General features: G+C 56.8%; 12 protein-coding genes and 2 pseudogenes. 12 read left to right on the top strand and 2 right to left on the bottom strand.

What is annotated here, in order from left to right; all coding sequences use genetic code 11:
- Positions 1-53 precede the first annotated feature (53 nt).
- Positions 54-701 carry a sugar transferase gene (locus ACP7E6_RS15565; RefSeq protein WP_426230768.1) on the bottom strand — a complete coding sequence of 216 codons (648 nt, stop codon included), beginning with the start codon at positions 699-701 and terminating at the stop codon, positions 54-56.
- A 218-nt stretch (positions 702-919) separates the two neighbouring features.
- Between ACP7E6_RS15565 and ACP7E6_RS15560 the strand changes: the two genes are divergently transcribed.
- The 12 genes and pseudogenes from ACP7E6_RS15560 to ACP7E6_RS15505 all read left to right on the top strand — a co-directional run.
- Positions 920-1678, top strand: a complete 759-nt coding sequence (locus ACP7E6_RS15560; RefSeq protein WP_426230656.1) for a Crp/Fnr family transcriptional regulator — start codon at positions 920-922, stop codon at positions 1676-1678.
- Complete coding sequence (locus ACP7E6_RS15555; RefSeq protein WP_426230655.1) at positions 1659-2792, top strand: acyltransferase family protein; 1134 nt, start codon at positions 1659-1661, stop codon at positions 2790-2792. The genes ACP7E6_RS15560 and ACP7E6_RS15555 overlap by 20 nt, the downstream gene beginning before the upstream one ends.
- Positions 2789-4222, top strand: a complete 1434-nt coding sequence (locus ACP7E6_RS15550) for a glycosyltransferase family 4 protein (RefSeq protein WP_426230654.1) — start codon at positions 2789-2791, stop codon at positions 4220-4222. Before ACP7E6_RS15555 ends, ACP7E6_RS15550 begins: the two co-directional genes overlap by 4 nt.
- Before the next feature lie 26 nt (positions 4223-4248).
- On the top strand, positions 4249-5226 hold the full coding sequence (gene rfaD / locus ACP7E6_RS15545) for an ADP-glyceromanno-heptose 6-epimerase (RefSeq protein WP_426230767.1): 978 nt from the start codon (positions 4249-4251) through the stop codon (positions 5224-5226).
- Positions 5192-6532 (top strand): polysaccharide pyruvyl transferase family protein, encoded by a 1341-nt coding sequence (locus ACP7E6_RS15540; RefSeq protein ID WP_426230653.1) that lies wholly within the window; start codon positions 5192-5194, stop codon positions 6530-6532. Before rfaD ends, ACP7E6_RS15540 begins: the two co-directional genes overlap by 35 nt.
- Entirely contained in the window at positions 6529-7722 is a 1194-nt protein-coding gene (locus ACP7E6_RS15535) for an AGE family epimerase/isomerase (RefSeq protein WP_426230652.1), read from the top strand. Before ACP7E6_RS15540 ends, ACP7E6_RS15535 begins: the two co-directional genes overlap by 4 nt.
- A complete protein-coding gene (gene rfaE2 / locus ACP7E6_RS15530; RefSeq protein ID WP_426230651.1) occupies positions 7719-9188 on the top strand; it encodes a D-glycero-beta-D-manno-heptose 1-phosphate adenylyltransferase in 1470 nt (489 codons plus the stop codon). Before ACP7E6_RS15535 ends, rfaE2 begins: the two co-directional genes overlap by 4 nt.
- Before the next feature lie 2 nt (positions 9189-9190).
- Positions 9191-10333 (top strand): glycosyltransferase family 9 protein, encoded by a 1143-nt coding sequence (locus ACP7E6_RS15525; protein ID WP_426230650.1) that lies wholly within the window; start codon positions 9191-9193, stop codon positions 10331-10333.
- Between the two features lie 44 nt (positions 10334-10377).
- Positions 10378-11403 (top strand): adenosine kinase, encoded by a 1026-nt coding sequence (locus tag ACP7E6_RS15520; protein WP_426230649.1) that lies wholly within the window; start codon positions 10378-10380, stop codon positions 11401-11403.
- A gap of 311 nt (positions 11404-11714) precedes the next feature.
- Positions 11715-11924: a hypothetical protein gene (locus tag ACP7E6_RS15515; RefSeq protein WP_426230648.1), complete on the top strand. Its 210-nt coding sequence runs from the start codon at positions 11715-11717 to the stop codon at positions 11922-11924.
- Positions 11925-11946: 22 nt separating this feature from the next.
- Positions 11947-12354: pseudogene (locus ACP7E6_RS15510) on the top strand (DJ-1/PfpI family protein); the annotation flags it as partial.
- A pseudogene (locus ACP7E6_RS15505) lies at positions 12290-12451 on the top strand (carboxymuconolactone decarboxylase family protein); the annotation flags it as partial. The pseudogenes ACP7E6_RS15510 and ACP7E6_RS15505, both read left to right, overlap by 65 nt.
- A 108-nt stretch (positions 12452-12559) precedes the next feature.
- On the opposite strand, the gene ACP7E6_RS15500 reads toward ACP7E6_RS15505, so the two are convergent.
- Positions 12560-14230: a SulP family inorganic anion transporter gene (locus ACP7E6_RS15500; RefSeq protein WP_426230647.1), complete on the bottom strand. Its 1671-nt coding sequence runs from the start codon at positions 14228-14230 to the stop codon at positions 12560-12562.
- Positions 14231-14246 lie beyond the last annotated feature (16 nt).

The following is a 14246-nucleotide window of genomic DNA, read 5'->3' as shown; positions in this document are numbered from 1 at the left end:
CTGTCGTTTGGCCGGATGCCCATGGGGCTCCGGCGCTCAATGAAAATGAACGCTCAGTAAGAACCCCGTCCGGAAAACAAGACCGGAACTGTTTTCAGCATGATTGTCAGGTCTTTTGTAAACGACCACGTCGTGCAGTACTCGGTATCCAGCCGCACACGCTCCGCATAGGACACATCGTTTCTGCCATTGACTTGCCAAGCGCCGGTTAACCCAGGCCTCACGGAGTAATAGTGGGCAATATCCCGGCCGTAGCGGGGCACCTCTTCGGCCACGACAGGCCGGGGGCCGACTAGACTCATATCGCCGCGAAAAATATTGAAAAGCTGAGGTAGTTCATCGAGGCTGGACCGACGCAGAGATTTACCGATCGGTGTGAGCCTTGGGTCATACTTCAATTTTTGCGTTGCGCTCCATTCTTCTGCCGCAACGGGATTATTGAGAAGCCACTCCTGTAGACGCAGCTCGGCATCGGTTTTCATCGTCCTGAATTTCAGACACTCGAACGTTTTTCCGCCGTATCCGATGCGCCGGTGCCGAAAGAGTATCGGACCGCCATCACAAATTTTTACCATTATGGCAACCGAAGCGAGTACTGGCGACAACAGAACAATCGCGATGAGCGACGCCGTGACATCGAGAGTCCGCTTGTATACTCCATTCGGCGCAAAGGACGATGATAAACTATCAGCCGCAGATATCCTTGATTTTCTAACATTAAAAACACTTGTTCTTGGTTCAAGCGTGGGAATTTTCCGGAGATATTTATTCACTCGAAACCCCCTATTTTAAAAAATAACTGATCACGTTTAAATCTAGGAAACGATATTTTGGGGAAACTGTCTGTGACCATGGTCATAGGCAGGTCCGCATTTTTTCGGCATAGTGGAAAAAATTACTGCAATGCAAAAAATAAAAAATGGAGGAGATACCGGGCGGCAGCACCCCGATTCAGCTGAATATATTTTGGGAGTTTGCTATGTTAAATGCAGACCGAAGTATCGATGGATACTATAGAAGTAAAAGGGGCGAATATCTTTCCATTCTCGGTAAAGATCTTGCCGGAAGGCTTCTGAAAACAAAGACCGTTAAATTTTATGATAAAGGCGACATCATCTCGCAAGGCGAGAAGTCAGCAAATTATATATTAGTAATACATAGTGGTGTCGTTAAAATTCTAACATACCTCATGGATGGCCGGGAATTCGTGGTTGATACCCCAGCCCCGGGCAGCGTGTTTGGTGAGATCGACGTGTTGCGACGCACCAAGCCTTCCTTTGAAGCTCACGCGCTTACGGCCTGCGAAATTTGGGCGCTTGACGCAAAGATTCTCAGAGAGGCGATCGCATCGGATCCGCAAGTCAGCGCGAACGTCCTCTACTACGTGGTGGAGCGGGTGAAGGACCTCGAAGATCGCCTGGTCTGCTTGGCGTCGGTCAGCATCCCATCTCGTCTGGCAAACGCCTTGCTCAGGCTCTATTCAGCCGAAAGCCCATGCGGCCATATGGCTGCGACAATCAATATCTCGCAGCACGAATTGGCGTCAATGCTCCCGGCATCACGCGAAAAGGTCAACAGGTGCCTGAGGGAGTGGGAGCGCAGCCGGATAGTCGATCTTTCGCCAGGTGCGATCACCATCACAAACCCGCGAGCTCTCTATGAATACGCGATCTGCTGACCGGACGGAAATCGACGGCGCAAGCGCCGCATTCGCACGCGCACCGCGGCAGGCCTGGATCGACGTCGCACGCGCCGTTGCCCTGGTGCTGGTTGTGACCGGCCACACCGAGCGTGGCCTGGTCGCTGCGGGCATCATGACAAGTGACGCAGCGCAAGATTTCGATCTGGTGGTTTACAGTTTCCACATTCCGCTATTTTTCTTGATCTCGGGATTGCTCTTTGCGCAGTCGACTAGGCGGCGGCCGTTTGTCCAGACTTGGAAAGCCCGCACAATGCGGCTTCTGCGTCCATGTCTGATATGGTCCGTTGTGTTGCTTGTCCTTATCGTTCTCGCGGCCAATCTCGCCAACGCTCCGGTCAGCCCAGCCGACGCTTTCTCCAGCCTTTTGTTACTGCCGTTGCAACCAGTCAGTATCTTCTGGTTTTTGTATACGTTGCTTTTATGCATGGCGGTCTCAGGCCTTGCCATTGAAAACCGCCTCTTCACGGATCGTCAGCTGCTATTTTGGTCGATAGCGCTTCATTTGGCCTATCTGCTGTTCCTGAGCGACCGACAGGCCGGGATGGGGCTGCATTTTATCCGGTTTGCGGAACATCAATTTTACTTTGCACTCGGGATTTACCTTGCCCGAGCCGTACCGGAAGACGGAAGCCGAAAGGTTGCCAAAAAAGCAATTTCCGGAAAGTACATTGCCACTGCCATCGTTTTCATGGCTGCATGTTTCTTCGCTGCTGCCACAGCTCTGATCAGATTTCAGCTTTCCTATCATTCTCCGATTGGGACGATTGCTGCCTTGAGCGCTAGCGGGGTGATTCTCGCTACCTGCTACCTCGCTTTGAGCATCTGGGAATTCTCCGCGCCGGCTTCGGTCCTCTCTATATCGAAGGAGACTCTCGCGATTTTCTGCATGCATGTACCTTTCGTCAGCGGTACACGGATGGCGCTCAGCCACTTGGGCGTGGAGGGAGCAGCACTCCACCTCCTGTCGGGAACGGTAATAGGAATTTTTGGGGCGCTGCTCGCTCTCAAATTACTGGATAATATGGGTCTGGCAGCAATTGCAGGCTTTGCTAGCGAGCATCGCGCTCAATCATTTGCGAGGCTGCCATGATCACGCGCTTGCGGGATATTCCTGCCACCAGTCTTGCATCTTCAGATACAAACCCTGCGCACGGGGTGACTGATGCTCCGTTTTTACGCCAAGCCCGCAGTGCAGGAGCTACTTCCACCATCCCGGCGCTTCAAAAATCCGGCGGGGTGAGCGGGCGAAGCATCGAAGGAGACATTTTCCGCAAGCACGAAGGTTTCCACGCCATCGATCGTTTGGTGGTTATAAACGATCTCGCGGTCGCGAGAGGTGGCGGGACGGGGCTTGCACTATTGTCGGTGAAGCTGTTCCGCCAGCTAAGTATCCCGGTAACTTATATTTGCGGAGACGACGGAGTAAATCCGGAACTTGCTGCGCTCGGCGTCGAGATCGTACCGCTCTGCGGCGAGCATATTTTGACTGGCTCCCCAGGCCGCACGATGGCGAGGGGCATCCACAACTGCAGCGCCAAGAAGATGCTCAAAGGGTGGATCGCCGCCAATGATACGGCAGGTACGGTCTATCACGTTCATGGCTGGTCAAAAATCCTGTCGCCAGCGATTTTCGCTGCGCTCGCGCCCGTTTCGCACCGGAGCATTCTCCACGCCCATGATTTCTTTCTGGCGTGCCCAAATGGCGCATTTTATGACTATCAGCGTCAAACGGCCTGTGCGCGCACACCACTCAGTTTCACTTGCGCGGCCTGTAACTGCGACAAGCGGAGTTACGCGCAGAAAATCTGGCGCTCTGCCCGTTCGGCCAGGCTGCGTTCGCTCCTACTTCGAAAAGGGACATCCGCAAGGCGTGTGCTTCTACTGCACGAAAAGATGGCGTCCGCCTTCGAGCGGTCCGGCTATGCGCCTGACAGGCTGCATACGCTGCGCAATCCGGTCGTTCCCTATCGCAGCGAGCGTGTTCGCGCCGAGGATAACTCGGACTTCTTCTTTGTTGGTCGATTGGAGCCTGAGAAAGGCGTTGAGGAAGCCGTCGATGCCGCCGCCGCCGCGGGCGTGCCGTTGACGATCATCGGGGACGGTCCCCTCAAAGAGAGACTTTCCCGGCATTCCAAGGGTGTTCGGCTGCTGGGCTGGCAAAGCCACGCTCAAATTGCCGAACGCGTTCGCAGCGCCAGAGCCTTGCTTATGCCGACACGATATCCCGAGCCTTTCGGGCTGGTTGCGGTCGAAGCCTCGCAAAGCGGTATTCCCGTTTTGCTCTCCAACAAAGCCTATCTTGCCGATGAGATGGTCTCGACCGGAATTGCCCTGGCTTGCGACACGTCCAACGCATCTGTTTTTGCCGAAACGTTGCAGCATCTTGCTGAGATGTCCAGGGATGACATCCAAGCTATGAGCGAGAGGGCCTTTCATCGAGCGGCGAAGCTATCGACCTCTCCGGAAGAGTGGCGCGACGCACTCGTAGAGCATTACACCCATTTGATCGCGGGGGCGTAACAATGTCAGGGGGATTGACCGGCAAGTTGATCGTGGTGACGGGGGCTGCTGGGTTCATCGGCTCCAATATCGCGCATGCGCTCATCCGCAAAGGCGCCTCTGTCATTGCGTGCGACTGGTTTGGCAGTGACAACCGCTGGCTCAATGTTGCTGACCTCCGGCTGGATGACATCATCCGGCCGGAAGATTTGATGACCTGGCTTCGCAACAACTGCCGACCGCTGGATGCCATCGTCCACATGGGAGCGATTTCCGCGACCACTGAGCGCGACGTTGATCGCATTATCAGCAACAATGTTCGTCTGTCGCTCGATCTGTGGGATCATTGCCGGCACAGCGACGTCGCTTTCGTTTATGCCTCCTCGGCCGCGACATATGGCGATGGGTCGCACGGGTTCAGCGACGACGATACGGAGGGCGGGCTGGCGAGGCTGGCGCCTCTCAATCCCTACGGCTGGAGCAAGCATTTTGTCGACCGGCGTATCTCTGCGGATGTCTACCGTGGTGATGCGGCTCCGCAACGTTGGGCTGGTCTGAAGTTCTTTAACGTCTACGGACCACGCGAGAGCCATAAGCTCGATATGCGGTCAGTGGTTCACCAGATCTGGCCGAGGGTGGCGGCGGGTTCCCCCGTCTATCTCTTCAAATCGCAAGATGAACACTATCCCGACGGTGGACAGATGCGTGACTTCGTATCCGTGGATGACTGTGTGCATGTGGTGCTCCGTGTCCTCGAGGCGCAAGCCGTCGGCGGCATTTTCAATGTCGGAACCGGTCAGGCACGCTCATTTCGCGACCTCGCGATCGCGGTCTTCGATGCCGTCGGCGCGTCTCCGCGGATCGAATATATGGACATGCCGGAGCGGTTGCGCGGTCGCTATCAATACTTCACCCAGGCGGACACGACGAGACTCGTGGCCAATGGCCTAGCCCCCAATTTTCAGACCCTGGAAGAGGGAGTGACACGTTATGTCGACTGGCTTTCAAAGCATCCAGACCAATAGCAGCGCCATACCTGTGCGCCCCGCCTCACTGCCGGATGGCAGCGCGCCAATGGTATTGGCTCGTCCGGCGATGGCATTGCCTGTGGAATGGACCGGAACCGGCACTTTGGAACCCGCACCGCTTCGCATCCGGCTTTTCAATGTCAAATTCAGTCCCAATCTCGGCGATGGCCTGCTGTCGGAGTGCTTGGAAAAGGCTCTGATTGCGCTCGGAGCAAGCGAGGATACCTGGTCAATCGACCTCGCGGGCAGGCAGGCCTATGGCGATGGCCTGACAGGGCGCCTTCAGATCATGTCTGCGCTTGACAGAATGCCGAAATGGTTAAGACGCCATGTCATCCGCATCCCTTTGGCGATCCAAGCATATCGCAAATGGCATCCCCATTATGCAACCTGCGTCGAGGGCGCCAATGCAATCGCGATCGGCGGCGGCAATCTCATTTCTGACATCGATCTAAATTTCCCCACCAAGCTAACGCTGGCAATCCGGGAAGCGGAGCGGCTGCAATTGCCGTTCGTCGTTTATGCATCCGGAGTAACCCCGGACTGGACCGCAAGGGGAACCGGAATGATGAAAAAGGCCTTTGCGAGCCCATTCCTGCGCGGCGTCTTTGTTCGCGATCACGATTCCAAGATCCTTTGGGATGAGAAGCTGGGCGAGGCAAGTGGGTTCAAGGCCATCGTGGTGCGCGATCCGGGTCTGCTTGCATCCGACTTCATCTCGCCATCCCGCCTATTCGCCAGCGAACGTCCGGTTGCCGGTGTGGGAGTTATGAGCCACATAGCGATCCGATATCATGCCGACAATGCGCCGGACCCCGCTTATCTTGAGAATTGGTACGTGGATTTGGTAGGCGGCTTGGTCGAGAAGGGCTACCACGCTGTTGCCTTCACCAATGGAAGCCCCGAAGACGTTGTTTATCTCGCCAAACTCCGACCTCGGTTGCAGGCCATTGCAGGAGACGCGATTTCGTTCCCAGTCCAGGACACGCCGAGCGAACTCTGCGCGATTATTTCGAGCCTTGATGTGCTGGTCGCCTATCGCATGCATGCGGTCATCGCGGCCTATTCGTTCGGCGTTCCGGCCGTAGGCCTTGCCTGGGACCGCAAATTGCGGTCGTTCATGACATCCGTGAACCGCGACGAGTTTCTCTGCGAGGTCGCCCGGACAAAAGCCGCCGCAGCCGTTGAACTCGCCTGTCGCGCACATTTAACGCCCATTTCGCGTGTTGAACACAAGCAGGCGCTCTCGGAAGCGTGGCAAGGCGTGACGCAACTCCTTGAAGTATTGGAGGCCGCATCATGAACGTTGTGGCACTGGAACGACGCCCCAATCTTGCCGGACTTTGTAACCGTATGAGAGAGTGGGTCTTCCGGGATGCTTTGCCTTTTTGGAGCACGACGGGGGTCGATGGCAATCGGGGCTTCGTTGAGGCCCTGGATCTGGACGGCAAGCCCAAATCCGTCGGCTTCAAGCGCACCCGCGTTCACGCCCGTCAAATCTATGTTTTCAGCCACGCCTACACGCTCGGCTTCGAGCCGGGCCTTCGAACTGCCAATAACGGGCTCGATTTCCTGCGCGCGAATGCTTGGCGGCCCGGCGGAGGTTGGGTCACGTCGATGGGGGAGGGAGGCGGGATCGTCAACGCGGATCTCGATCTCTACGATCAGGCCTTCGTTCTTCTGGCTTTCGCCTGGTGGACGAGGGCAACGGGTAGGAATGATCTTATTCCCTGGATTGACCTGACCCTGGAAGCAATTGACGACCATTTCGGCCGCGTTGACGGACAGGGATGGAGCAGCGGGCCAGCAGGTGAAGGCAGGCTTTTGCAGAATCCGCACATGCACATGCTTGAAGCGCTCTTGGCGCTGCAGACCGTTCATCCAACCGCCGGCGTCACGCGGCGTTTGAAGCAAATCTTCAGCCTTTTTGAAGATCGGCTGTTTGATTACACGACTGGAACGATAGCCGAGTATTACGACGACCAATGGCGCCGCATCGGTGGCGATTATGGCCATATCGTCGAGCCGGGACACCATTTTGAATGGTATTGGCTTCTTCGCCATGCCGAGCAATGGACGGGTTATCCCGGCCGTGAAGCCGCTGAGAGGCTGTTTGCCTTTGCTCAATGCCATGGGGTCGATACAAAGACCGGTCTCATTCATGACGAGCTGTTGAGCGACGGTACAGTGCAGTCAAGCCGCCACCGGTCGTGGCCGCAGACGGAGAGGCTGAAAGCGCTTCTGGCCCGCGCGGAATTCGACGGTGACTTCGACCGAGACTGTGTCACGACAGTGCTGAGCGTACTCTTGGAGAAGTATCTCGGTATTGCGCCGCGCGGATGCTGGATCGACCACCTCGATGGAGCTGGCCGGCCGTGTGTTTCGGCTATTCCTGCAAGCACCCTTTACCATATTTTCTTAGCAACCGCCGAGCTCATTCGCCTTGAGCGACTCTGGGCTGGGGACAGAACAAGTCATGGAGCGCTGCAATGATTGTAGACAATTTTCTCAGCTGCCGCATTCTTGTCGTTGGAGACATCATGCTCGACCACTATGTTCGTGGATCGGTCCAGCGTGTCTCGCCGGAAGCCCCTGCTTTGGTATTGCAAATTCAAGACGAGCATTGGGCAATTGGCGGCGCCGGCAACGTCGCCGCTAACATCGCCTCGCTCGGGGGGGCCGCCATCCTACTGGGCCTGGTTGGCTGCGATCCGGCGGGCGCAATGCTGAAGGAGATGAATCTCAACCGAAACCCGCGGGTCGATGCGCGGCTCTACTGCCAACCGGGCTTCAACACGATCGAGAAAACACGGTTCCTCGCGCAGGACAGGCACTTGTTGCGCGCCGATCGTGAGAGCCTGATTATCAGCGATGAGGCGGAAGAGGGCATTATTACAGAAATACGAAAGGCTGCTGCAGAGTGCTCCGCCATGGTTATTTCCGATTATGCGAAAGGCGTTATAACCCCAAAGGTCGTCAAGACTGTGATCGAAGTGGCCGAGCAATGGGGCATTCCCGTCATTGCCGATCCGAAGCAGCCCGATTTCTCATATTACAAAGGCTGCTCGGTGTTGACGCCGAACCGTAAGGAGCTTGCCGCTGCAAGCGGTAGAGAGGCAGACAGCGAGGAAGGCATTGCTGCAGGCATCGCCACCGCGCTGGAACAGTTCGTCGCGCCGATCCTGCTGACGCGTTCCGAGCAGGGTATCTCGCTTTTCAGGCCGGGCAAGTCACCCGTTCATGAGCCGGCGCGCGCGCAACTCGTGCGAGATGTATCCGGTGCAGGCGACACGGTCGTGGCGGCATTCTCGCTCGCACTCGCGGCAGGTGAAAGTATGCCGAAGGCGATGACTATTGCCAATATCGCGGCCTCGGTTGCTGTTACCAAGAGCGGAACGGCGATGGTGACGGCGGAGGAACTGGCAGGAGCGCTCCTTATCGAAGCTGAACCCTCGAGGCGAGACGAGAAGCTTGGGACGCTCGCACTGGCCTATGCTCGCCGCGAGGCGTGGCGGCGGGAGGGGCTCACCGTCGGCTTCACGAACGGGTGCTTCGATATTCTGCACCCAGGCCATGTGAAGCTCCTGAAAGCCGCCAAGTCGCAGTGCGACCGGCTTGTGGTTGGGCTCAATACGGACGCTTCGGTTCGTCGCCTGAAAGGGCCAGAGCGGCCGATACAGGCTGAAGGATCGCGGGCCGTCGTGATCGCGGCGCTCGATACCGTCGATATGGTCATGCTCTTCGACGACGACACGCCCATGGAACTCATCCAGGTCTTGCGTCCGGACGTCATCTTGAAAGGGGCCGACTATACCGTAGACAGCGTTGTTGGTGGCGCATTCGTCCGCGCCTATGGTGGGAAAGTGGTGCTTGTGGATCTTGAGGCGGATCAATCCACCACGGGCGTCATCGCGCGGGCTCAGGCCGCACGCATGCCGCATAACGAAGCGGTGCACTGACCATGGCCCGCTCTAACGGTTGGATGCGATGGCTCGATCGGTCGCTGCTTGCAGCCGCAGCCAGGGTGTTGGCAACGGCAAACCGGCATCGATCACTGCCGGTGTCACCCAGCCGCATCGGCATCATCCAGCCATCTGCGATTGGTGACACGCTGATTGCCTCCGGTGCGGTCACAGCAATCGCGGACCGCTATCCGCAAGCAACCCTTTTTATCTTCCATGGCGAAAACAACGCGCCCGCGGTGGGTATGATTGCGGCGCCGCTGACCGCTATCCGTTGCGATTTCTCGCGCCCGCACCGCGCCCTGCGTATGTTGCGAACGGCCCGCCTCGATCTCGTGATCGATCTGACCCCTTGGCCAAATCTGACGGCTATTCTCGCCCGGCTGAGTGCGACCTGCACAGTTGGGTTCGCGCCGGAAGGCTCTGTGCGGGGCGGGCTCTTCGACGTCGCGGTGCCCCACCGGGGCGAACGGCATGAGCTGGAAAATCTTGCCGCCATGGCACGCGTCTTTGGCGCGATAGGCAAGTATCGGATGGAGCTTCGCAGCACGGAGTGTGCGCTGGCTCGTGAACTGCCGCTTGAGCGGCTCGTGGTCTGCCAACTCTCTGCCGGTGGCACAAGGGCAGCGGAAAAGGCTTGGCCACTGGACTACTGGGCGGCTCTATGTCGCAAACTGATCGATCTCGGATATACGCCGGCCTTTACTGGTGTCGATGCGGATCAAAGGACCGTCGACGAACTGTCGGCGCAACTCGGCCTTTATGCCGCATCGACCATCTCGCTTTGCGGCAAGATCCCCTTGAGCGAACTGGGGGATCTCCTGCGCAGGGCTTATGCCGTCGTCAGTGTCGATACGAGCGTGCTTCATCTCGCAGGTGCGGTCGATGCCCGGGTTTTCGGTCTGCATGGGCCGACGCGCTCCTGGCGATGGGGGGCCCGTTCCGCACGCGGGTACAGCTTCGATTCCCCTCATCCGGATGCTGGCTTCATCGTTTACGGGACCGAAACACATCCTAGCGGCATGGATATCATGAAAGCGCTGGCACCCGAAGTCGTTCTGCCAGTCCTCTGCGAGCATAAGACTTGGAAGGAAGGTCGTCTCGAACCGGTCCTGCCTGGCGTATGTCCGGGAGTGACATAAAGGCTTATTCAGGAGCCGTTCTTATCGATGCCAAAGGAGCCACAATGACTGTAACTCGTTATGACGTGCTCACGATCGGTAATGCCATCGTCGATATTATTGCACCCGTCCTGCCCGGCTTCCTCGATCAGGAAGTAATACAAAAAGGCGTGATGCACTTGATAGACGAGGCTCGGGCAGAAAGCCTCTACCGGAAAATGCCGATCCAGAAGAGACAAATTTCAGGCGGCAGTGCCGCCAACACTGCAGCCGGTATCGCATCGCTAGGTGGGAATGCCTGCTTCATTGGCAAGGTTAATGATGACGCACTCGGCGATTTCTTTGCGGATGACCTGACCGCCGCTGGCGTTTATTACAACACTAAACGGCTTGCGAACGGCGAGGCGACCGCCCGCTCTATGATCCTGGTGACGCCGGATGGCGAACGCACCATGAATACCTATCTCGGCGCGTGCCATCAGCTGACCGAGGCCGATATTGATGAACAGGATATCGCGGCAGCTTCTATCACCTTTATGGAGGGCTTTCTCTGGGATCCGCCGAAGGCGAAACAAGCCTTTCTTACCGCGGCGCGTGCCGCCCATAAACACGGCAAAACCGTCGCCTTCACCCTCTCAGATCCCTTTTGCGTCTCCCGTTATCGCAGGGAATTCCTGGAGTTGATCCGGTCCGGTACCGTGGATATTCTTATAGCGAACATCCACGAGTTATTGTCGCTCTATCAAACAGGCGACCTGAGGGAGGCTGTTCGGCTCTTGAAGAACGACGTTTCGCTGGCGGCAGTTACCATGGGGGAGGACGGCGCCATGGCCGTCTGCCGCAACGAGGAAATCAGCATGTCTGCCTACCCGGTCGATAAAGTCGTCGATGTTACGGGAGCCGGCGACCTCTTCGCCTCCGGCTTTCTCCTCGGAATCAGTAATGGTCTCACCCCCGCCAAGGCACTCAGGCTCGGCTGCTCGTCCGCCTCCGAGGTTATTACTCATATCGGCGCGAGGCCGGAAGCCAATCTCGCGACATATGTGAGACAGCAAGGCTTCTTTGAAACGCCGTTGCGGCTGGCACTGTGAATCCTTTTTGAGCCAAGGCGCACCAAACTCATGCGCCAATGAAGGTTTAGAACCGGTAAGACGCCGTTGGTCTTTTCGGGAAGAACCGGGCTACGTTACAAATGAATGTTTCATCGTAGACCCACCAATACAGCAATTCCAGAAAACAACTGAAAATTTGCCCTTTTTAGGCCTTCTTCATTTAGCGCCAACCTCGTTGCAAACTCAAGTCACTCCCACCGTCCGTTGAAAACTGGCCGCTAAGGGTTCAAGGGTTTGGTGTCAGGGCAGCAGGCTGTATTGGTTGGTGTACGTTGGAGGAGAGGACGCCGGTGAAGACAATTGGAATGCTGGTCTTTGAAGGTGTCCAGTCGCTCGATGTTTCCGGGCCACTGGATGTATTTGCCGAGGCCAATGCTTTTATCGGTCCTGATCGACACTATGAGATCAAAACGATCGGGCCGTCTGATCGTCATGTCACGGCGTCGAATGGCATGATGCTGGCGTCGAACCTTGGATACGGAAGCATTTGGTCCGCTTGATTAATTCCTCGTAGCCGGTGGCCCAACCTTGCCGACCTCCGAGGCACCGGCTGAAATTGTCGATTGCATCCAGCGTCTTGCACCGCTCAGCGGTATTTATGGCTCTGTATGTACCGGCGCTTTCTTGCTAGGCGCGGCTGGGCTTCTAGATGGCCGGAAAGTCACGACGCACTGGCAGAATGCCAAACAATTAGCTGCGAGATATCCAAGTGCAGATGTCGATTACGACCGGATTTATCTGCGCGACGGCCCTCCGGCCGCATTTCTTATGACATCGAGGCACCGCAGGGTGATGAACCCGGTGCCATCAAGGAGAACATCCAATGACCCAACGTTTGGACTACAACGCCGTCTCGCCAGCAGGAGTGAAGGCGCTCGCTGGCGTTTACGCCCATATTGCTCGCTCCGGGCTTCCAAAGTCGCTTGTTGAGCTCGTCTACCTGCGCATCTCGCAGATCAATGGCTGCGCTTACTGTATCGACATGCATTCACGTGACCTGCTGAAAAAAAGCCCAACACTTGATAGAAAAGACAGGGCGTTAGTCTCTGGCGTTTGAGTTCGGCTTAGGGAAAAAGCACTTTGTTGGTCGCTCATAGTGGCTTTGGAGCATTACTGGAGCGCCTATCCCTGCCGCTCACCCGCGTGGTGTTTCCGTTAGCGCGGTCACGGCATCTTCGAGATCATCGAAAATCCACTCGGAACCCGTTCTTGCTACGACACCGGAACGTTCCAAAATCTTAAGGGGCGCACTGTGGAGGTCCACGAATGCGATTTTAATACCCTTTCCCCTTGCCATTTCCCTTATATCGTCCAGCATTACCGCCGCAGTGCTGTCGATGTGGGGACACGCTCCTGCGTCGAAAATAAAGCCTATCGTATAAGGTTCCAGTTTAGCAAAAATCTCCTCAATTCGCCGCTTGACATAATCAGAATTGAGGAAGAGCAGACTGCCTTGGACTAAGTAGATCGTCAGACCGGGAACCGGCTTTGCCTGCGAATGTCGATGGAGCTTGTAAAATCCATCACGTCCTGGAATGCGCCCCAGCAGAGCATCACGCGGCGTCATTCCCTGCATGACAAGGTAAAGAAGCGTGGCAACCACCGCGACGATCACACCTTTTAAAACGCCAAGAGCCAGGACGCCCCCGATGCTGATCAGCGCAAAGAAAAACTCGGTACGGCTGACCCGCCACAATTCCCTGAGCGCTGCAAGATCGATCAGGCCGATGGCTGCGGACGCCAGAACGGCACCAAGGGCGGCAGTGGGGAGTACAGACAGCGCGTCGGTCAGGAACAGAACCGTGAGCGCCAGGGCGGCGGCGGAGAACAGAGCGGCCAACTGCGTCCTGCCACCCATCATATCGTTGATTGCAGTACGAGAATCCGACGCGGTGACGGGAAAGCCGCCGAACAGTCCTGAGGCAAGGTTGGCAGCCCCGAACCCCAGGAGTTCATGATTTGCATCCACGGGATACTTGTTCTTCGTGCCAAAACTGCGGGCCGTCAAAATACCTGAGCCAAAACTGACGATCAGCACTGCCCCGGCACCCAGCACGAGGTCGCCAATAGCGACGCCCTGCGGAGCTGGAATCGATGGCCGTGGAAGATGCGAGGGCACGATGCCGACAACACTGATACCGAGAGCGGCAAAATCAAAAGCTGAGGACAAGACGGTTGCAAGCGCCACGACGAGAAGGGGGCTTGGAATTGATGGAGCAACCGCACCCAGCACGCGGAGCAAAACGAACAGCCCCAATCCCAGAACAAGAGTCGGCCAATGGATTAAATCCGACTTCGCAATGATCTCAAATAGGGGAGGGAACAGCCCGTCACTTTCGATCCTCACTCCGGTGAGACGTCCTATTTGCCCAACCAGAATTGACAGCGAGATACCTGTCATGAAGCCGACCAGGATCGGACGTGAGAGAAGGTTGGCGATGAAGCCAAGCCTTAGGAAGCTTGCCAGAAAGCAGAGGAGGCCGACGATTGCCGCAACCGCAGCTGACGCCGCGACATTCTCTCCAACGGTTGACAAGCCAAAGGAAACCAGTACCGCCGCCAGTACTGTTACCGTGGCTGCGTCCGGCCCAACGACAAGCTGGCGCGACGATCCGAGAAGAGCATAGCCGAGCACCGCCATGATGCTGGCATATATGCCGACTTCCGGCGGAAGGCCCGCTAGCGCCGGGTAAGCGATCGCACTTGGTAAGCCCACCGCTGCGATGGCAAGTCCTGACAGCAAATCATGCCGGAGCCAAGCGGCCCGATATTCCCTTAGGCTGGCTATCAATGGAAGGGTCGGCATGGCGGGTCGACTCCGA

The organism is Pararhizobium sp. DWP3-4, from assembly GCF_049898205.1.
Lineage (GTDB): Bacteria > Pseudomonadota > Alphaproteobacteria > Rhizobiales > Rhizobiaceae > Pararhizobium.
The sequence above is the reverse complement of the archived record's forward strand: the minus strand, read 5'-3'. Positions and strand labels throughout refer to the sequence as shown.

Coding starts and splice junctions, on each gene's coding strand:
- ACP7E6_RS15560 (WP_426230656.1), top strand. CDS start 920: ATGGAGGAGATACCGGGCGGCAGCACCCCGATTCAGCTGAATATATTT.
- ACP7E6_RS15555 (WP_426230655.1), top strand. CDS start 1,659: ATGAATACGCGATCTGCTGACCGGACGGAAATCGACGGCGCAAGCGCC.
- ACP7E6_RS15550 (WP_426230654.1), top strand. CDS start 2,789: ATGATCACGCGCTTGCGGGATATTCCTGCCACCAGTCTTGCATCTTCA.
- ACP7E6_RS15540 (WP_426230653.1), top strand. CDS start 5,192: ATGTCGACTGGCTTTCAAAGCATCCAGACCAATAGCAGCGCCATACCT.
- ACP7E6_RS15535 (WP_426230652.1), top strand. CDS start 6,529: ATGAACGTTGTGGCACTGGAACGACGCCCCAATCTTGCCGGACTTTGT.
- rfaE2 (WP_426230651.1), top strand. CDS start 7,719: ATGATTGTAGACAATTTTCTCAGCTGCCGCATTCTTGTCGTTGGAGAC.
- ACP7E6_RS15525 (WP_426230650.1), top strand. CDS start 9,191: ATGGCCCGCTCTAACGGTTGGATGCGATGGCTCGATCGGTCGCTGCTT.
- ACP7E6_RS15520 (WP_426230649.1), top strand. CDS start 10,378: ATGACTGTAACTCGTTATGACGTGCTCACGATCGGTAATGCCATCGTC.
- ACP7E6_RS15500 (WP_426230647.1), bottom strand. CDS start 14,230: ATGCCGACCCTTCCATTGATAGCCAGCCTAAGGGAATATCGGGCCGCT.